Here is a 19,942-nt window from a genome sequence, read left to right as displayed (position 1 = left end):
TGCGAATGGATTCAATCTACGCCCCAGAAATGACTTACGCAGAATCTTGTAACATTGACTAGTCTGACTAGTCTGACCAGATTATACCCCATGCCAGAAGAATATTCCATCTACGACGCCAAGGCGAAGCTCTCGGCGCTGGTCCGCCAGGTCCGCGAGGGGCGGAGCTTTGTTATCACGGTCCATGGGCAGCCGGTCGCCGAGCTGCGGCCGATCGAGCCGAAACCGAAGGCGACGACGCTGGCGGCACGGGTCGCGGAACTGCGCGCCAAGGGGTTGATCACGCCGGCGCGGACGACGCCCGACGACCCCCGGGCCTTCCCGATCGGGGAGTATCGCGAGGGTGCGCTGCAGCGATTCCTGGACGATCGCGACTGATGTTGGCCTACCTGGACACCTCTGTCGTGGTCGCGATCCGATTCAGCCAGCCGGGCGCGGAGCGATTTCGAGACGCCCTGACCAGCTTCGAGTTGTACGCCTCCCCCCTACTCGAGGCGGAATGGCGCAGCGCCCTGCGTCGCGAGCAGGTCGAACCCAACCTCGCGGAGCTCGAGCTGGTCCAGTGGATCTTCCAGGATCGCACCCTCAGCGAGGAACTCGAGCGGGTCTTCAAGGCGGGCTACGTCCGCGGCGCCGATGCGTGGCACCTCGCCACGGCGCTCTCCCTCGCACCGGACCCCTCCGAACTCACCTTTTTGACATTGGACGATCGACAGCGGGCGGTGGCGGAGGCGCTGGGGTTCAAGACGTGACTTCGATGATCGATCATCGATCATCGATCATCGTCCTCCCGGTTCCCCAACCTCTGATCCGGCAGTAACTTCACGCGTTCCCCCCGACAATTCGGCTCCCGTTTCCGGAAGGCTCCCTGAGCGTCTCCGATCGTCTCGCCACAGCACTGCGCGACTGTTACCGCCCCGAGCTCGCGGCGAGGAGCCATCCATGAGCAACCGCCTCACCGCCCTCGGCACCACCCTCGGCCGCTACCGCCTGCTCGATCGCCTCGGCGCGGGCGGGATGGGCGAAGTATGGCGCGCCCACGACGCCAACCTCGATCGCGAAGTCGCCATCAAGCTGCTCGCCCCGGGGACCGCGGCCGATGCCACCACCACCGAGCGCTTCCGCCGCGAGGCACTGGCGCTGTCGCGGCTCTCGCACCCCGGCGTCGCGACGATCTACGACTTCGATGCCCAGGACGGCACCGCCTTCCTGGTGATGGAGCTCGTGAGCGGCGGCTCGCTCGAGACGCGGCTCGCTTCCGGTCCGCTGCCGATTGACGAGGTCGCCCAAATCGGCGCCGCCATCGCCGATGCGATCGCCGAGGCGCACCAGTGCGGCATCCTCCACCGCGACCTCAAGCCGGCGAACATCGTCCTCACGCCAGCTGGGGCGCCGAAGATCCTCGACTTCGGCATCGCCCGGCTCATGGGCAGCCACGGCGAGGCCAGCAAGCTCACGCAGACCGGGATGCTGATCGGCTCGCTCCCCTACATGGCGCCCGAACAGCTCACCGGCGACGCCGACGACAGTCGCACCGACATCTACGCCCTCGGCGTGATGCTCTTCGAGATGGCCACGGGCCGGCGACCGTTCCTCAAGGAGCGCCCCGAGGCGCTGATGTTCGAGATCTTCGGCAGCGCCCCGCCCGCCGTCCGCTCGCTACGCGCCGATGCCCCCGCCGCACTCGACGAGTTGATCGACGCCTGCCTGAGCAAGGACCCCGCGCGGCGCCCCGCCACCGCGACCGCCGTGGCCGCCGCACTCCGCTCGCTCGGCAGCGGACCGTCGTCGGGTCCCGTGGCCGTGCCCGCGCGCGACACCATCCGCGCGATCGCCGTCCTCCCGCTCCGCAACGTCTCCGGCGACCCGTCGCAGGAGTACTTCGCCGACGGCCTCACCGAAGCGATCATCTCCGACCTCTCGCGGATCAAGGCGCTGCGGGTCATCTCGCGCACCTCGGCGATGCAGTACAAGGGGAGCACCAAGACGCTCCCCGAGATCGCGCGCGAGCTGAATGTCGACGCCGTGCTCGAAGGGTCGGCCCATCTTGTGGGCGCCCGCGTGCGCGTGAGCGTGCAGCTCGTCGCCGCGCGGAGCGACCAGACGCTCTGGGCCGATCGCTACGATCGTCAGCTCGACGACGTGCTCGCCTTGCAGAGCGATGTGGCCGAGACCGTGGCCAGAGAAGTCGCCGTGCAGCTCACTCCCGAGGAGGCCGGTCACCTCGCGCGACGGCAGGTGGTCAACGCCGAGGCGCACCTTGAAGTGCTCAAGGCGCGACATTCGATGTTTGCGGGCACCAAGGACGCGGTGGAGTTGGCGCTGCGCTATGCACGGCGCGCCCTCGAACTCGACCCCAGCTACGCCGCGGCCTGGTCGGCACTGGCCGACTGCCAGGTGCTCCGTGTCGGGCGCGGCATGGCGTCGCCGGCGGAAGCGGGGGCGGAGGCGTGGTCGGCGGCGGAACGGGCGCGTGAGCTCGACCCGAAGTTGGCCGACGCCTGGACCTCGCTCGGCTTCATCGCCTCGATGAGCGGCGACGCAGCGGGTGGCATGGCGATGCTGCAGAAGGCCGTCGAACTCAATCCGGGCCATGCCTTCGCACACAACATGCTGTCGCGATCCTTCTGTGCCTTCGGGAGGATCGACGAGGCGGTGGCCGCGGCGACTCGCTCGATCGAACTCGACCCGCTCTCGTCGATCATCCGCACGGTGCTCGGCGACGCGCTCTACTATGCGCGCGAGTACCAGAAGTCGGTCTTCCAGTATCGCATGGCGATCGAGCTCGACCCGCGCTTCGACGGTGCCCACACCGACATGGCGCGCAGTCTCGAGGCGCTGGGCCGCTTCGACGAGGCGCGCGCCGCCTACGAGGAGGGGCGCAAGCTCGCGGGCGGCATTGCCGGTCCGTCATTCGGGCTCGCCCATCTCGAAGCCGCCGCCGGCAACACCGCCGAGGCGCGGCGCATCCTCGCTGAGCTCACGGCCGCCAGGAGCAGCCGCGTCGTCTCGGCGTGGGGGATCGCCGCCGTGCACGCCTCGCTCGGCGACGTCGACGAGGCCTTCGCCTGGCTCGAGACGGCGATCGCCGAGAAGGCGTCGGGGGTGATCTGGCTGCGGATGCATCCGCGGCTCGACCCGATCCGGCACGACCCGCGGTATTGGCCGATGGTGGTGCGGGTGGGGTTGGCGGATGGGTGAGGTGTTAGGCGTTGGTCGTTAGAGGTCGTAAGTCGTAAGTCGTAGGTCGTAGGTCGTGTTTCGCCCGATCGGCGGATTGGCCGTATCTTTCGAGGCTTCCCATCACAATTGCCCCTGCGACCCGAGAGCTCCTGTGAGCGTGCGTGCCCGTCACTCCAGTCGCCCGATCCTCTTGCGCCTTGTGGTGGCGTTCGTCGTCGTCGCCTTCGCACCGGCGTCCAACGCCGTTGGCCAGTCGGCCCCCACACCGACGCTGCGCACGCTGGCCGGCACCTGGTACCTGGTCTCGAAGCATCCGGCGTACGACACGACCCGCGCGCCCCGCACTGGCCCCGACCTGCCGATCGCCCAGCAGCCGCTCGTGCCCGTGGACCAGATCCGCTGGGCCCCCGGTCCGTTTCCGGTGCCGCCGCGTGCCAGCGACGCGTATCCACTCTGGGTCGAGACGAACCCGCGCGATTCGATCGCCTTCGCGGTCGAGGATTCGACCGTGACGATCTTCGCCGACGGGGCGTCGGCGATGTGGTGGACCGTCGATGGGCTCGCCCGACAGGAAGCCGTCGGGACGGCGTTGTATCGCACGCGCGCGGAGTGGAAAAAAGACGCACTCGTGCTCGAACGTGGCCGCGTGACGGGCCGCGACACGCAGCGCCGCTTCCGCCTGCTCAAGGACGGACGGCTGGAGTTGACCTTCCCCGGCATCCGTCGCCATCCCGATTATCCCGGCAAATACCTCTTCGAGCGCGTGCGCCCCGCGGCCAAACCATGAGCACCCACGCCCGCCTCACCGCCGCCCTCGCCGACCGCTATCGCCTCGAGCGCGAGCTCGGCCAGGGCGGCATGGCCACCGTCTACCTCGCGCACGACCTCAAGCACGATCGCGACGTCGCGATCAAGGTGCTGCACCCCGACCTGGGCGCGGCGCTGGGTGGCGAGCGCTTTCTTTCCGAGATTCGCACCACGGCCCGCCTGCAGCATCCGCACATCCTGCCGCTGCTCGACTCGGGTGAGGCCGACGGCCTGCTCTACTACGTGATGCCGCTGGTCACCGGCGAGACGCTGCGCGCACGCCTCGAGCGTGATCGTCAGCTTCCGGTGGAAGAAGCGATTCGCACCGCGCGCGAAGTCGCCGACGCGCTCCAGTACGCCCACGAACACGGCGTGATCCACCGCGACATCAAGCCCGAGAACATCCTGCTGCAGGGCGGGCACGCGCTGGTGGCCGACTTCGGCATCGCCCTCGCCGTGCAGTCCGCCGGCGGCCAGCGGATGACGCAGACCGGCCTCAGTCTCGGGACGCCGCAGTACATGAGTCCCGAGCAGGCGATGGGCGAGAAGCAGATCGACGCCCGCAGCGACATCTACGCGCTCGCCGCGGTGACATATGAAATGCTCGTGGGTGAAGCCCCCTTCACCGGCCCCACCGTGCAGGCGATCGTCGCGCGCCTGATCACCGAGGAACCACGCGCGATCGGCTCGCAGCGAAAGGCGGTCCCCGAGTCCGTCGAGGCGGCGGTGCTGCGCGCGCTCGAGAAGCTCCCCGCCGATCGCTTCGCCACCGCCGCCGAATTCGCCGCCGCACTGGTCAACCCGACCCTCGCGACCGCCGCGACCTCGCGCACCCGCGCCATGGCGGCCACGCCGCGCAGCAACCGCGCCGTTGCGCTGCTCGGCGGCGTGACGGTGCTCTCGCTCGCGGCCGCAGCGTTCGCGTGGTTCCGCCCCGCACCCGTCGAGGCACCCAACTGGCAGACGATCGTCGTCAGCGACTCGCTCGAGTTTGACCAGCCCGGCTCGATGCTCGCCATCTCGCCGACCGGCGAGAACATCCTGTTCCGCAAGAGCATCCAGAACAGTCCGATCTGGCTCAAGCGTGCCGACCGCCTCGAAGCGGCCGCCATTCCCGGCACCGAGCGCGGCGCCACGCCCGCCTTCTCGCCGGACGGCCAGTGGATCGCCTTCACCGCCGATCGGCAGCTCAAGAAGGTGCGGCTTGATGGCGGCGCCTCCATGATACTCGCCGACTCGGCCGCCTCGCAGGAGTACGGTCTCGCCTGGCTCGACGACAACACCATCATCTATCCGTCACCTTCTGGCTCGGAACTCCGTCGCGTGAGCGCCGCCGGTGGTGGCTATACCGTCGCCTTCGCGGACACCGCCCTCCGGGGCTTCGGCCTGCTCAACGTCACCGCGCTCCCCGACGCGCGCGGTGTGCTCGCGGCGGTCTGCACCTCGAACTGCGCCACCAGCACGATGAGCGTCATCGACCTGAAGACGAGCAAGCTCACCAGGCTCCTCCCCGACGTCATGAAGGCGTGGTACCTCCCGAGCGGCAACCTGCTCTACGTCCGGACCGACTTCACCGCGATGGTGGCGCCGTTCGACCTCGACAAGCTGACGATCACCGGACCGGCCACCGCCGTACTCGACGGCACCACGATCCATGCGCTCTTCCGCACCGTGCCGATGCTCGCCATCTCGCGGAGCGGGACCCTGCTCTTCGCGCGGGGCAAGGCGGGGACCGGCACCTCGGAATTCGTCCGCGTTGATCGGCAGGGAGTCGCCACGCGGATCGACACCAGCTGGTCCGGCGTCTTCAATTCGTTCGCGCTCTCGGCCGATGGCCGTCGGGCCGCGGTCGGCACCGGCACCACCGGTGGCGGCCTCTCGATCTATCTCAAGCAGCTCGACGCCGGCGCGTTCTCACGGCTCTCCTTCGGCGGGCAGGACCGACGCCCCACCTGGTCACCCGATGGCAAGACCGTCGCCTTCGTTCGCGACTCGCTGAATGGCGGCGGTGTGTATGGCATCGCGGCCGACGGCAGTGGTGGGGAGCGGCGCCTGGCCCGGATCGATCGCCCGATTCAGGAGGTCATCTGGTCGAATGACGGCCAGTGGCTGGTGCTCCGCACCGACAACGGCACCGCCGGCGCCGGCGACCTCGTCGGCGTCCGCACCAGCGGCGACTCGACGCCGGTGCCGCTGGTAGCCTCGAAGTTCACCGAGATGCACCCGGCGCTCTCGCCGGATGGCCGCTGGCTGGCGTACATCTCCGACGAATCGGGGGCGAACGAGATCTACGTGCGCCCCTTCCCCGCCACAAACGGCGGGCGGTGGCAGGTCTCGAACGGCGGCGGGATGTCGCCGGTCTGGTCCCCGGACAGCAAGGAGCTCTACTTCATCAGCGCATCCAACAAGCTGGTCGCCGCCGAGCTGCTCACCACCGCCGGCTTCGAGGTGGTCCAGCTCCGCCCCCTCTTCGACACCAACGGCTACAACCTCGACCTCTTCCACTCCTCCTTCGCCGTCTCCCCCGACGGCAAGAGCTTCCTCTTTTCGCGGCAGCGGGCAACCGGGGTCGGCACGGCCCGGCCGACGGTGATCCTGGTCCGGAACTGGTTCGCCGACCTGGCGGCGCGGCTGAAGCGGTAGGGACTCGTCGCAGAGTTGACAGCCCGAGCGCCGTTCAATATCATGATTTCATGAAGTATCGTCATGATGACAAGAAACCCGCGCCCCGGGTGGCGGAGCCGGTACAGGTCTACCTGCAGCCACCAGATCGGGAGCGCCTGGAGCGCCTCACCGAGCGACTTGGGACGACCAAGTCGGACATCCTCCGTCGCGGATTGGAAGCACTCGAGGCACAGACTACCACCCGCTCCGACTCCGTCGAGGGCGGGCGAACGCCGTTGCCGACGTTCGCCGGAGGAACCCTGGCTCCCGGTGTCGATCTCGACGACACCGCGGCGCTCCTCGAATTGATGGACGAGGAGGATTCCCCTGCGACTGGTTGACGTGAACGTGCTCGTGTACGCCTTTCGGGAAAGCGCACCGGAGCACGCCCTGCATCGATCGTGGCTCGACCGATTGGTCCGGTCGGACGAGGCCTACGCCGTGTCCGATCAGGTGTTGAGCGGCTTCCTCCGGATTGCGACGCACCCGCGGATCTTCCATCCGCCGGCACCAATCGAGGCCGCCATTGGCTTCGCGAATGCGTTCCGCAGCCAGCCCAACGCCGTCATGATCACGCCCGGCGTGAGGCATTGGGAGATCTTCCAGCGACTCTGTCGCGAGGTCGGGGCAAAAGGCAACTTGATCCCCGACGCCTGGTTGGCGGCGCTGGCGATCGAATCCGGATGCGAGTTCATCACCACCGACCGAGACTTCGCGCGGTTCCCCGGACTCCGCTGGTCACACCCATTGGCATAGACCCCAATCTGCGCCGCCCTCCCGTTCCGCCACCCCCGTTCCGGCAGTAGATTTCCCGGGTTCCCGATACAATTGAATCCCTCCGGACCCGAGCGAGGCGCGTGAGCGCACCAGCCCGTCTGATCGCCGCATTGGCTGACCGCTACCGGATCGAGCGCGAGCTCGGTCGCGGCGGCATGGCCACCGTCTACGTCGCCGAAGACCTCAAGCACCGTCGCCAGGTCGCCATCAAGGTGATGCGCCCCGAACTCTCGGCGTCCATGGGCGCCGACAGATTCCTGCGCGAAGTCGAGATCGCCGCCAAGCTCTCGCACCCGAACATCCTCCCGGTGTACGACTCGGGCGAGGCCGACGGCTTCCTCTACTATGTCATGCCGCTGGTCGAGGGCGAGTCGCTCCCCGAGCGGATGGCGCGCGACAAGCAGATGCCGGCGCTCGAGGCGCTGCGGCTCGCGCGCGAGGTCGCCGAAGCGCTGGCGTACGCGCATGCGCGGGGCATCGTCCATCGCGACATCAAGCCGGCCAACATCCTGCTCAGTGCCGGGCACGCGCTGGTCGCCGACTTCGGCATCGCGCGCGCGATGGAAAGCAGCGGCGAGGCGCTGACGCAGACCGGCCTCGCGATCGGCACCCCGGTCTACATGTCCCCCGAGCAGGCCACTGGTGCCACCGACATCGATGGCCGCACCGACATCTACGCCCTCGGCTGCGTCCTCTACGAGATGCTCGCGGGCGAACCGCCGTTCACCGGCCCGACGGTGCAGGCCATCCTGGCGCGCTCGCTCACCGAGAATCCGCGTCCGCTCGACCAGACCCGCACCTCGCTCCCCGCCGCCGTGAACACCACGGTGATGAAGGCGCTCGCCAAGACCGCCGCCGACCGCTACTCGACCGGCGCGGAGTTCGTCACGGCGCTGAACAGCGCCGAGGACCAGGTGCGCACGCCGTCGGGCGAGGTCGTGGCGGCCACCCCGGCGCGCGGTGTCCGGCCATGGCAGCTCGCCGTCGCCGCGCTGGTGCTGCTCGCCGCGGGCGTGGCCGGCTCCAAGCTGCTCGGCGGCAAGGGTGGTGCGGCGGCGAGCACGGCCGAGAAGACGCTTGCGGTGCTGCCGTTCGAGAACCAGGGCACGGCCGACGATGCCTACTTCGCCGACGGACTGGTGGATGAGCTGCGCGACAAACTCTCGCACGTCCCCAAGCTGACGGTGACGGCGTCTGCGAGCGCCGACCAGTACCGCGCCTCGCCCAAGACCGACGTGGAGATCGCCAAGGAACTCCGCGTCGATCAGGTGCTGCGCGGCAAGGTGCGCTACGCCAGCGGCGCCGATGGCACACGGCAGGTGCGCGTCGCCACTGAGCTCGTTGATGGCGCCACCGGCAAGGTCACCTGGCGCGACACCTTCGATGCCCCGATGGCAGACGCCTTCACCATCCAGGGGCAGATCGCCACCCGCGTCACCGGCGCCCTCGGCACCGTGCTCGGCCAGGCCGCGACCGACGCGCTCGCGAGCACGCTGACGAAGAACCCCGAGGCGTACGATCTCTACCTGAAGGCGCAGGGTGTGCGGATCATCGGCACCGGCGGCGCGCGGGCCCGCGCGACGTTGTACGAACAGGCCGTGGCACTCGACTCCCTGTTTACGCGGGCGTGGGCCGGGTTGGCCTGGAACCTTTCGGTGCTCTACAGCGACGGGAGCCGCGATGCGGCCGTGGCCCGGCGTGCCAAGGAGGCGCTCGATCGGCTGGTGCGCCTGGCCCCGGACTCGGCCGGCGCCCACCTGATCGCGGCCAATTACTACGCGAACGTGGTCCGTGACCTGCCACGCGCGCGCCAGGAGACCGAGCGAGCGCTGGCGCTCGACCCGAAGAGCATCTGGGCGCTGAATACCGCCGCCGGGTACGACCTCGACGATGGCAACTATCAGGCGATGTTCGAAAAGCTCTCCAAGGCGCGGCAGATCGACCCGCGATCGGTTGGCGTCCTGAACCGACTCATCCAGGCGCAGATCTATCTGGGGCGGACGGAAGAGGCGCTGGTCACCAGCGCCGAACTGCTCGCACTCGAACCGAAGGGATACGACGTCATCCAGTGGGCAGCCTTCGCCCACCTGAGCGCCGGTGACTTCGCCGGCGCCCAGAAGGTGGTGGCCGACGTGCTCAAGCGCGTCCCTGCCGTCGAGCTGATTACTTACTTCGCCGGCTATCAGGAGCTTGCGTACGTCCTCGGCGACAAGGAGCGTGAGCTCCTCTTCCGGATGACGCCGGCGGCGTATGACAACGACATCGCCTGGTGGGGGCAGTCCCTGGCGACCGCCGCCCACCAGCAAGGCGACCTCAAGCGCGCCAAGGCCTACGCCGACTCCTCGCTCGCCACTGCCAAGCAGCAGGTCGATGCCTCGCCGAAGGATCCGCAGTTGCGCGGTCTGTACGCGGTGAGCCTGGCCTATGTGGGCCGCGGGGCTGACGCGAACAAGGAGATGACACAGGCGGTTGCCGACGCCCCGAAGGGGAGCGGGACCAATGAGACGTACGTGCGCCTGCAGGCCATCCGGATGCATCTCGCCCTCGGCGAACAGGAGGCGGCCCTGGACGGCATCGAGGACATCCTCACGCGGCAGTCGTTCGTGACCCGCGGCTACCTCAAGGCCGACCCGATGTTCACGCCGCTCAAGAACAACGAGCGCTTCAAGCGGATCGTCTCCGGCGGCATGGACCGGCCGCGCGGATGATCACCGCCTTCAGCACCACGACCGAGTCGGAGCGTCCGCGCGACGACGAACTCGACCTCTTCGGGCTCACGCACGCGGGCAAGGTCCGGCGCGACAACCAGGACCAGTTCCTCCTCGCCACCATCCATCCGCAGGTGGTGCTGCACGCCACCTCGCTCGCCGGCGCCGAGCAGTTGCCGCTCCGTGGTGAGCGCGTCGCGACGTTGATGATGGTGGCCGATGGCGTCGGCGGCGTGGCCGGCGGTGCGGAAGCCAGCCAACTCGCCGTCGAGGCGATCATGGGTTACGTGTCGTCGTCGCTGCGCTGCTACCACCTCGCAGGCGGCGCGCACGACGGCGAGTTCGAGGCGGCACTCCGCTCGGCGGCGTTCCAGGCCCATGCCGCGGTGCGCGCCGAGGCGGCGGCCCATGGCGACGGGTCGAAGATGGCGACGACGCTCACCCTGGCCATCATCATCTGGCCGTGGGTCTACGTGGTGCAGGTCGGCGACTCGCGCTGCTATCGCTACCTCTCGGGCGAGATCGCCCAGGTCACCAAGGACCAGACGATGGCGCAGGCGCTCGTCGATCAGGGTGTGCTGAGCCGCGAGAAGGTGACCCGCTCGCCGCTCAACAACGTCCTGGTGAGCGCGATCGGCGGCGACCAGGCGGAGCCCGACGTGTCGCGATTCGACATCCGCGACCGCCGTTCCGTCATCCTGCTCTGCAGCGACGGCCTCACCAAGCACGTCACCGATGCGGAGTTGGCCGAGCATCTCGACCGGATGACTTCGTCGGAGCAGTTGTGCCGCGAGTTGCTCGAACTTGCGCTCAGCCGCGGCGGCAGCGACAACATCACCATCCTCGCCGGACGCGCGCCGGCCTGAGTTCGCCTCTTGACCCTGGGTGTCCCCCGCGCACCCATCACACCCCGGAACGCCAGATGCCCATGACGCCTCGTCCCACGACCCTGCTCACGCTGGTGTGCGCCACGCTGGCCGTGACCTCCGCCGAGCGGCTCGCCGCGCAGGGAAGCGCCGGCACTGCCGCCGCGAGCGCCGCCGTCACCCTCCCGCTCAAAACCGCGCGCACCCATCGCTTCACGGCGACCGAGGGGACGTGGCTCTCGCTCGATGTCTCGCCCGATGGCCAGACGATCGTCTTCGATCTCCTCGGCGATCTGTACACGCTGCCGATCACCGGCGGCAAGGCGACGCGGATCACCAGCGGCATGGCGTACGACGTGCAGCCGCGCTTCTCGCCCGACGGGAAGCGCGTGGTCTTCGTCTCCGATCGGAGCGGCGGGGAAAATGTCTGGATGCTCTCGCTCGACGGCAAGGACACCACGCAGCTGACCAAGGGGAACAACAACCTCTACGTCTCGCCGGAGTGGACCCCCGATGGCGACTACGTCGTCGCGTCCAAGTCGGGACAGCTCGGCGGCGCGGCGAAGCTCTGGATGTACAACGTCAAGGGCGGGACCGGCGTGGCACTCTCCGCGACGCCTGCCCCACCGGCAACGCTCAAGATGCTCGGTGCCGCCTACGGCAAGGACCCGCGCTTCCTCTGGTTCGCGGCACGCACCGGCGACTGGCAATACAATGCCGTCGGGCCGCAGTACCAACTGTACACCTGGGACCGCGACAACGGCCGCACGGCGCAGATGTCCACCCGCTTCGGCTCGGCCTTCCGACCAACGCTTTCGCCCGACGGCAAGTACCTGGTCTATGCCACCCGCTTCGAGACCAAGACCGGCCTTCGGCTCCGGAACCTCGAGACGCAAGAGGAATCGTGGCTCGCGTTCCCGGTGCAGCGCGATGACACCGAATCCCGCGCGCCGATGGATGCATACCCCGGCTACTCATTCACCCCCGATTCGCGTGCCGTGGTCGTGACCTACGGTGGTGGCATCTGGCGCGTGCCGGTGGATGGCACCGCGCCGGCCAAGATCCCGTTCGAGGCCGACGTGGCCCTCGAGATGGGCCCCGAGGTGAAGTTCGCCTACCGCGTGGACACGACCGCCACGTTCACCGCACATCAGAGCCGCGACCTCGCCCCGTCGCCCGATGGCACCAAGCTCGCGTTCTCGTCGCTCGACAAGATCTACGTGATGGATCTCCCCAACGGCACGCCGCGCCGGGTGAGCACGGCAACCGTGGGCGAGTTCATGCCGACCTGGTCGCCAGATTCCCGTGCGCTGGCCTGGACCACGTGGTCCGATGCCGAGGGCGGTGGCGTGGTGCGCGCCACGCTCGGCGCCCGTGGTGCCTGGACGACGCAACCGATCACCAGCGGTGGCTACTACACCGATCTGGCCTGGTCGCCCGCCGGGGACCGGATCGTCGCCACCCGCGCTGCCGCTCGTGAAATGCAGGAAGCTGGCGGGGCCTTCTTCGGACCGACGGCCGCCGAATTCGTCTGGTTCCCCGCCACTGGCGGCGCCGCCACGATGATCATGCCGACCGGCGGCCTCAGCAATCCGCACTTCAGCACCGATCGCGACCGGATCTTCGCCTCGGGGGGCAGCGCCGGATTGGTCTCGTTTCGCTGGGACGGCACCGACCTCAAGACCCACCTCAAGGTCACCGGCCCGATGCCTCCGGGCGCAGGTGGCGGGATGACACTCGACGCCGGACTCGACGCGCAGGCCGCGCGGCTCGTCGGTGGCCGCGGCGCGCGCCCGGCGGCACCACGTCCGCCCAAGGCGTATGACGCGGCGGCGGGGACCCCGATGCAATCGCACTGGGAGAACGACGACCTCGAGAGCAACCCGACGCCTCCCTCGGCCTCACTGATTCTCATGTCGCCCAAGGGTGGTCAGGCGCTGGCGGTGGTCGGCATGGACCTGTACGTGGTCACCGTTCCGCCGGCCGGTGCTGCCGCGCCGAGCGTGTCGGTGGCGTCGCCGGCCAGCGCGGCGGTCCCGGTGCGCAAACTGAACGAGGTCGGTGGCGAATTCCCTGCGTGGAGCGGTGACGGTCGTCGGGTGGTGTGGGGCCTCGGCAATGCCGTCTGGACCTACGACCTTGACCGCGCCCAGGTCGTGGATGATTCGCTCGCGGTGGACGCGCGTCGCATCGCCCTGCTCCGTGCCGACACCACCAAGAAGGATTCGCTGGCGCGGGCCGATTCGCTCGCCAAGGCCGATACCACCACCAAGATCAAGCCGGGGTACCACGCCGCCGAGCAGCGCGTGTCCGTCAAGGCCACCCGCGACAAGGCCCGGGGTGTGGTGGCGCTGCGCGGTGCCAAGGCGATCACCATGCGCGATCACGAGATCATCGAGAACGCCGACCTCGTGATTCGCGACGACCGCATCGTCGCCATCGGCGCCCGCGGGACGGTCGCCATTCCCGACGGTGCCCGCGTGATCGACGTCGCCGGCAAGGTGATCATGCCGGGCATGGTGGACACCCACTATCACCCGCAGTGGCTCACGCCTGGCGTCCACAACACCCAGACCTGGCAGTACCTCGCCACGCTGGCCTACGGCACCACGACCACGCGGGATCCGCAGACCGCCACCACCGACTTCCTCACCTACGGCGACCGCGTCGCCACCGGCGAGATGATCGGGCCGCGCATCTACACCACCGGCCCCGGCGTCTTCTCGGCCGAAGGGGTGCGCGACCTCGAGCACGCGCGGCAGGTGATGAAGCGCTACTCGACCTACTACGACACCAAGACGCTCAAGATGTACATGAGCGGCAACCGCCAGCAGCGGCAGTGGATCATCCAGGCGGCGAAGGAGCAGGGGATCATGCCGACCACCGAAGGTGGCCTCGACCAGAAGCTCAACCTGACGCACGGCATCGACGGCTACCCCGGCATCGAGCACACCCTGCCGATCACGCCCAAGTACCGCGATCTCTTCGAGTGGTATGCCGCGACCGGCACGACCAACTCGCCGACGCTGATTGTCGAGTATGGCGGTCCGTTCGGTGAGGGGTGGTTCTATCAGACCGAGGACCTCGTGAACGACGCCAAGTTGCGCCGCTTCTCGCATCCGATCGACCTGGCCTCCAAGATCCGCCGCCGCGGCACGGGGAACGCGCCTGGCCCGGCGGGCTTCGCTGTCCGTGAGGAGTACGCCATGTGGCAGCACGCCGAGGACGTGGCGAAGGCCGTGGCGGCGGGCGGCAAGATCGGTGTCGGGAGCCACGGCCAGCTGCAGGGCCTGGGCATGCACTGGGAACTGTGGCTGCTGCAAAGCGGCGGCCTGCCGACGCACGATGCCTTGCGTGCCGCCACGATCGTCGGCGCCGAGGCGATCGGACTGGGCACCGACATCGGCTCGCTCGAAGTCGGCAAGCTGGCGGACCTGATCGTCCTCGATCGCGACCCGCTGGTCAACATCCGCAACAGCAATTCGGTGGGCATGGTGATGGTTGGTGGCCGCCTCTACGACGGCAACACGCTCGACGAGATCTATCCGCGCGTGCGGAAGCTGCCGACCCAACCGTGGACCTATGCGCTGCCAGCGGCCAACGCCGGACTGGCTCGTCCTGCGGCCCGGACGCCCTGAGCGTGAGCGCGCCAGATCGACTCATCACGGCCCTCGCCGACCGCTACACCATCGAGCGCGAGCTCGGCGCCGGCGGCATGGCCACCGTCTATCTCGCGCGCGACCTCAAGCACGACCGCGATGTCGCCATCAAGGTGCTGCGCCCCGAACTCGCTGCCGTGATCGGGGCCGATCGCTTCCTCACCGAGATCAAGACCACCGCGAACCTGCAGCATCCGCACATCCTGCCGCTCTTCGATTCGGGCACCGCTGGGGACGACGAGGGGCGAGGCATGCCTCGCCCCTACCTCTTCTATGTGATGCCCTTCATCGAGGGCGAGACACTGCGCGACCGGCTTGACCGCGAGAAGCAGCTGCCGATCGGCGAGGCGGTGCGGATCGCGAGCGAGGTGGCGTCGGCGCTGGACTACGCCCACCGGCGCGGCGTGATCCATCGCGACATCAAGCCCGAGAACATCCTGCTGCACGAAGGGCAGGCATTGGTCGCCGACTTCGGCATCGCCCTCGCCGCGAGCAGGGCCGGTGGCTCCCGGATGACCGAGACCGGGATGTCCCTCGGCACGCCCCATTACATGAGTCCCGAGCAGGCGATGGGCGAGCGCGAGATCAGCGCGCGCTCCGACGTCTATGCCCTCGGCTGCGTCACCTACGAGATGTTGATCGGTGACCCGCCCTTCACCGGCTCCACCGCGCAGGCGATCGTGGCCAAGGTGCTCACCGAAAAGCCGTCGGGGCTCTCGCGCACGCGCAGCACCATCTCCGAGGCGGTCGAGGACGCGGTCCTGACCGCGCTCGAGAAGCTCCCGGCCGACCGCTTCGCCACTGCTGCAGAATTTGCCGCGGCTCTGGCGGGCGGCACGACGGCGCGCGCGACGACCCGCTCGGCCGCGCGACCGGTGGCCCCCAGCCCCGGGCAGCGGCGCGGCTACGTCGTCGCGGGGGTGACGCTGGCCGCCCTGTGCCTCGCGGGTGGCTGGCTCCTGGGCCGGCGTGGCGGTACCACGGCGAGCGCCGGCCCTGCTGTCTACGACGTCGCGACACCCGACAGCGCCCGAGTCTCCTTCATCAACACGAGCTCGAGCTACGCGACCTACGGCGCAGTCGGCCGGACCGTGTCGATTGCCCCCACCGGCGACTTCGCCGTGTACGTCGCCCTGCAGCCTGACTCGGTGGCCTTGCTCTGGTATCGCAGCCTGCTCACCGACGACACCCGACCATTCCCCGGGACCACCGGGGCAAGCGTCCCGCGCGTGTCACCCGACGGCACCCAGGTCGCGTACTTCGCCGGCAATCAGGTGATGGTGGTGTCGGTCGCCGGAGGGGAGCCCCGTCCCTTGGCAACGCTCCTCGATGGGCGCATGCTCGACTGGATCTCCGCCGACCAACTCCTCGCGCTCGGCTCCGATGGCGACCGGGCGCTCTGGATCAAGCTCGGTGGTGGCGAGCCACGTGAACGCTCCATCGTCCGCTGTCCACTCGGCACCTGGGCCCCGTCGATGAAGGAATTGCTCTGCGGCTTCAACGGAGCGGCGCGGATGATCGACCTCGAGACCGACTCCACATACGAGGTACGCACCCTGCAGGGCGATGGCACGCCTGGCGGCCCGCTTGCCGGCTCCGAGTTTCGCATCATCGACGAGCGCTACCTCGTCTTCATCAGCCCGGACGGCGTGCTCACCGGGGCGAACTTCGACCCAGAGACCCGCCTGGTCCAGCGAGCCGTCCCGCTGGTCCCGGGCATCCGCCGGGAATCGATCGGTGAGGCGCACTTCGACGTCTCCGAGAATGGCACGCTGGTCTACGCGCCGGGCCTCGACGTCACCAAGGGACGCTTGGTGCGCCGCATCTCGAACGCCGCCCCAGTGCCCCTCCCGATCGAGGGGGCGCATTTCCAGCGCTACGACCTGAGCCGGGACGGCCGCTGGTTGGCGGCGGTCGTGCAGGGCAATTCGCTCAACGAGCTGCGCATCTACGACCTGCGCACCGGGCAACACACTGTCTGGCAACGCGCCGAGATCATCCGGCATCCGATGTGGAGCCCGGACGGTCAGTCCATTCTCTATGCCGCGCGGGCAGGCGACCAGTGGTCGCTTCTTCGAGGTACGCCCGGAGCAGGCACACCGACCGATACGCTGGCCCGTTACGCGGCCACTGGCGTGACCTTCGACGCCCTCGGATATCCGAACGACAGCACGGCGATCGCGCAGGAATGGCTCGGAGCGCTCGTGGTCCGCTTCGATCCGCGCCGGGCATCGGCCACGATGGACACCGTGCTCAGAGGCGCACGCTTCCCGAGCGTCTCCGCCACCGGACAGTTGGTGGCCTACCAGAGCATGGACGGCAGCCGGATCATGGTGACCACCTTCCCCGCTGCAGGGCGGCGGTGGCAGATCGCCTCGCAAGGCGTCGAGCCGCTGATGCTCTCGCCCAGGACTGTGCTCTTCCGCCAAGGGGCCTCGTGGTACACCGCCACCGTGAACCCGACCACCGGCGAGCCCAGCGGCGCGCCCGTGCAGTGGGCCAACGATCCTCGTTTCTCCGACACCTCCGGCTGGTCCAACGTCCCGACCCACGACGGTGGCATCATCTACGTCCAAGGCCCCGAGCAGGCGAGTCCCGGCTATTTCCGCGTCATCCCGAACTGGGTTCGGGAGATGAAACGCGCCGTGGACCAAGCCGCGAAGTAGCGCGCCGTACGGGCCGCTTGACGGACAGCATATATATGCTGTACCATGTATGCCATGAAGCGGACCACCATCTTCCTCGACGAACAGACCCTCCAGCGGCTGCAGCGGACCGCCCAGCGGCAGGGGGTCAGCGCGGCCATGCTCGTCCGCGAAGCCGTAAGCCGGTACCTCGATGCCCCGGTGTCGGGCACTGCGCTCCCCGCGATCGCCGGTCAGTTCACCAGCGAACACCGTGACACGGCTGAACGCGTCGATGAGCTCCTCTGGCCCGATCCGCACGCGTGACCACCGTCGCCGACCGGGCCACTCTATGCCCTGATTGACAAGGGAGACGCGTGGCATCAACGGGTGGTGGGGTGGTGGGGTGCGGAACCACGGCACGTGGTCGTTCCGGTCACCGTGCTGCCTGAAGTCAGCTATCTGCTCCAGACCCGCATCAGCTCGGCGGCCGAGCAGGCGTTCATTCGCGCGGTCGCCGAGGGGGAGTTCATCACCGAACCACTCGAGGCCGAGGACGTCGCGCGGGCCACCGCGCTGATGCGGGAGTATGCCGACCTTCCGCTCGGCTTCGTCGACGCGACGGTGCTCGCGACGGCCGAACGGCTCGGCGCCCGAGAGATCCTGACCACCGACCGTCGGCACTTCAGCGTGCTCCGACCGCTCGATCGCCGCACCATCACCCTGGTGCCGTGACACGCGCGGCAACGACTACCCCGCCTTCACCTCCGTCCATCCGGTCCCACAGGTCGGTCGCCGCGCCGAGGTCGCGCTGGAATTCCAGCCGCGCCTGCAGCGCCGCGTCCGGTGGCGGCACCGGGTCGGTCAGGAGCGGCAGCGCGGCGCCATTCGGTGAGGCGCCGCCCCCTTCGTTGCTGATCGCCGCCCCAACATCTGCTCGCAACACGTAGTTCAGGAAGGCGTGCGCCGCACGCCGATTCGGCGCATCGCGCGGGATCGCGAAGTAGTCGGCGTAGAGCGTTGAGCCTTCCTTCGGCACGGTGAACGCCACCCGCGATTCCTCGCCGCGCGCCATCCGGGCGTCGCTCAAGTACAGCTGCGCCACCGAAATGTCGCCGCTGATCAACTGCCCCTTCACCGGCGCGGAGATGTAGGCGCGCAGATTCGGCTTGATCGCCAGCGCGTCCTGCCGCGCCGCCTCGAGGAGCGCGGGCTCGGTGGCGTTGAGCGACTCGCCGCGCCACCGCAGCATCGCGCCCAGGACTTCGCGCCCGTCGTCCAGCATCGTGGAGCGGCCGTGCAGCGCCGCATCGGCGAACGCGCCCCAGCTCTCGGGTGGCGCGGCGACCAGATCGGTCCGGTACGCGACGCCGGTCATCCCCCATTGATACGGCATCGCGTACCGGCCTCCCGCGTCGACCCCCTGCCCGGCGAACAGTGGCAACAGGTTGCTCCAGTTGCTCAGCACACCGTGGTCGAGCGGTTGCAGCATCCCGGCCTCGGCCAGCAACGGCACGAGGTATCCGGTCGGACAGATGATGTCGTAGCCACCGCCTCCCGCCACCAGCTTGGCCAGCAGCTCCTCGTTGCTCTCGTAGGTGTCGTACGAGACCCGGACGCCGAACTCGCGCTCGAAGTCCGCCACTGTCGTGCGGCCGATGTAGTCGGACCAGTTGAAGATCCGCAGCTCGCGCTCGAGCGGCCCCGCCGCAGACGCCGCCGCTTCATCGCTCGGCGGCGGCGTCCGCTTGGTGATGCACCCCAGCAGGAGCGACGCCGTCGATGCCGACAGCCCCAGCTGGGCGCAATGCAGCAGGAATTCGCGGCGCGGAATGGTCGTACGGGCGCAGCGTGCTGCGCCCTTGTCCCGGCGCACCCCTCACTCTTCACCCTCACCGCCGGGGCCCCAGCCCCCCTAGTCGAGCCGCGACGATCAGCAACGCCGTCGTCCCCACCACCAGCAGCGTGGAGATCGCATTCACGCTTGGCTCCACCGTCCGCCGCACCATCGAGTACACCATCAGCGGCAGCGTGGTGGTTCCCGGCCCGGCGGTGAAGAAGGTGATGACGAAATCGTCGAACGAGAGCGTGAACGCCAGCAGCGCTGCGCCGATCACCCCGGGCATCAGCAGGGGCAGCGTCACGCGGCGGAAGGCGGTCCACTCGTCGGCGCCAAGCGTGAGCGCCGCCTCCTCGAGTGCGGTGTCCATGCCGCGGAGCCGCGCCAGCACGACCAGCGTGGTGAACGGCAGCGAGAAGGTCGTGTGCGCGATGATCACGGTGAGCAGGCCGAGCGGCATCCCCAGGCCAGTCACCAGGATCAGCAGCGAAATGCCGGCGACGATTTCTGGCGTGACGATCGGCACCGCGAGCAGCGCCTCGAAGAGTGCCCGGCCTCGGAATCGGCCACGTGCGAGTGCGAGCGCGGCGCCGGTCCCGAGCGCAGTGGCGAGCAGCGTCGAGATCGTGCCGACCACGACCGAGGTCCAGAGCGCGCGGAGCAGGTCGGGGCGATCGAGCAATCGGGCATACCAGCCGAGCGTGAAGCCATCCCAGCGCGCCCCGGTGCGCGACGCATTGAAGCTCCACGCCATCAGCAGCAGCAGCGGCAAGTGCATCGCCAGCAGGCCGAGGCCGGCGACCGTTGCCACGAG

Annotated in this window: 15 protein-coding genes; 13 read left to right on the top strand and 2 right to left on the bottom strand. The window is 68.8% G+C overall.

The window, feature by feature from the left end; all coding sequences use genetic code 11:
- The first annotated feature begins 90 nt into the window (after nt 1–90).
- The 13 genes from IPP98_05135 (at nt 91) to IPP98_05075 (ending at nt 18,023) form a co-directional block, all read left to right on the top strand.
- Nucleotides 91–378 (top strand): type II toxin-antitoxin system prevent-host-death family antitoxin, encoded by a 288-nt coding sequence (locus tag IPP98_05135; protein ID MBL0178498.1) that lies wholly within the window; start codon nt 91–93, stop codon nt 376–378.
- On the top strand, nt 378–752 hold the full coding sequence (locus IPP98_05130) for a type II toxin-antitoxin system VapC family toxin (GenBank protein ID MBL0178497.1): 375 nt from the start codon (nt 378–380) through the stop codon (nt 750–752). The genes IPP98_05135 and IPP98_05130 overlap by 1 nt, the downstream gene beginning before the upstream one ends.
- Nucleotides 753–942: 190 nt before the next feature.
- The gene (locus IPP98_05125) at nt 943–3,201 is read left to right on the top strand and encodes a protein kinase (GenBank protein ID MBL0178496.1); all 2,259 of its coding nucleotides are present in this window, start codon (nt 943–945) and stop codon (nt 3,199–3,201) included.
- Nucleotides 3,202–3,340: 139 nt separating this feature from the next.
- A complete protein-coding gene (locus IPP98_05120) occupies nt 3,341–3,970 on the top strand; it encodes a hypothetical protein (protein MBL0178495.1) in 630 nt (209 codons plus the stop codon).
- Nucleotides 3,967–6,633, top strand: coding sequence for a serine/threonine-protein kinase (locus IPP98_05115; GenBank protein ID MBL0178494.1), 2,667 nt, complete (start codon nt 3,967–3,969; stop codon nt 6,631–6,633). Before IPP98_05120 ends, IPP98_05115 begins: the two co-directional genes overlap by 4 nt.
- A gap of 50 nt (nt 6,634–6,683) precedes the next feature.
- The gene (locus tag IPP98_05110; GenBank protein ID MBL0178493.1) at nt 6,684–6,995 is read left to right on the top strand and encodes a hypothetical protein; all 312 of its coding nucleotides are present in this window, start codon (nt 6,684–6,686) and stop codon (nt 6,993–6,995) included.
- Nucleotides 6,982–7,410: a type II toxin-antitoxin system VapC family toxin gene (locus tag IPP98_05105; GenBank protein ID MBL0178492.1), complete on the top strand. Its 429-nt coding sequence runs from the start codon at nt 6,982–6,984 to the stop codon at nt 7,408–7,410. Before IPP98_05110 ends, IPP98_05105 begins: the two co-directional genes overlap by 14 nt.
- Before the next feature lie 101 nt (nt 7,411–7,511).
- Nucleotides 7,512–10,139, top strand: coding sequence for a protein kinase (locus IPP98_05100; GenBank protein MBL0178491.1), 2,628 nt, complete (start codon nt 7,512–7,514; stop codon nt 10,137–10,139).
- Nucleotides 10,136–11,005: a serine/threonine-protein phosphatase gene (locus tag IPP98_05095; GenBank protein ID MBL0178490.1), complete on the top strand. Its 870-nt coding sequence runs from the start codon at nt 10,136–10,138 to the stop codon at nt 11,003–11,005. The genes IPP98_05100 and IPP98_05095 overlap by 4 nt, the downstream gene beginning before the upstream one ends.
- A gap of 62 nt (nt 11,006–11,067) precedes the next feature.
- Nucleotides 11,068–14,643: a PD40 domain-containing protein gene (locus IPP98_05090; GenBank protein MBL0178489.1), complete on the top strand. Its 3,576-nt coding sequence runs from the start codon at nt 11,068–11,070 to the stop codon at nt 14,641–14,643.
- 2 nt (nt 14,644–14,645) lie between these two features.
- Nucleotides 14,646–17,330 (top strand): serine/threonine-protein kinase, encoded by a 2,685-nt coding sequence (locus tag IPP98_05085; protein MBL0178488.1) that lies wholly within the window; start codon nt 14,646–14,648, stop codon nt 17,328–17,330.
- A gap of 54 nt (nt 17,331–17,384) precedes the next feature.
- Nucleotides 17,385–17,615, top strand: coding sequence for a ribbon-helix-helix protein, CopG family (locus IPP98_05080; protein ID MBL0178487.1), 231 nt, complete (start codon nt 17,385–17,387; stop codon nt 17,613–17,615).
- A gap of 30 nt (nt 17,616–17,645) precedes the next feature.
- On the top strand, nt 17,646–18,023 hold the full coding sequence (locus IPP98_05075; GenBank protein MBL0178486.1) for a PIN domain-containing protein: 378 nt from the start codon (nt 17,646–17,648) through the stop codon (nt 18,021–18,023).
- On the opposite strand, the gene IPP98_05070 is transcribed toward IPP98_05075, so the two are convergent.
- Both IPP98_05070 and IPP98_05065 read right to left on the bottom strand, forming a co-directional pair.
- Nucleotides 18,007–19,164, bottom strand: a complete 1,158-nt coding sequence (locus tag IPP98_05070; GenBank protein ID MBL0178485.1) for a spermidine/putrescine ABC transporter substrate-binding protein — start codon at nt 19,162–19,164, stop codon at nt 18,007–18,009. The two genes, IPP98_05075 and IPP98_05070, sit on opposite strands and share 17 nt — an antisense overlap.
- A 16-nt stretch (nt 19,165–19,180) precedes the next feature.
- The gene (locus IPP98_05065) at nt 19,181–19,906 is read right to left on the bottom strand and encodes an ABC transporter permease (protein MBL0178484.1); all 726 of its coding nucleotides are present in this window, start codon (nt 19,904–19,906) and stop codon (nt 19,181–19,183) included.
- Nucleotides 19,907–19,942 lie beyond the last annotated feature (36 nt).

The organism is Gemmatimonadota bacterium, from assembly GCA_016720805.1.
GTDB lineage: Bacteria > Gemmatimonadota > Gemmatimonadetes > Gemmatimonadales > GWC2-71-9 > Palsa-1233.
The sequence above is the reverse complement of the archived record's forward strand: the minus strand, read 5'-3'. Positions and strand labels throughout refer to the sequence as shown.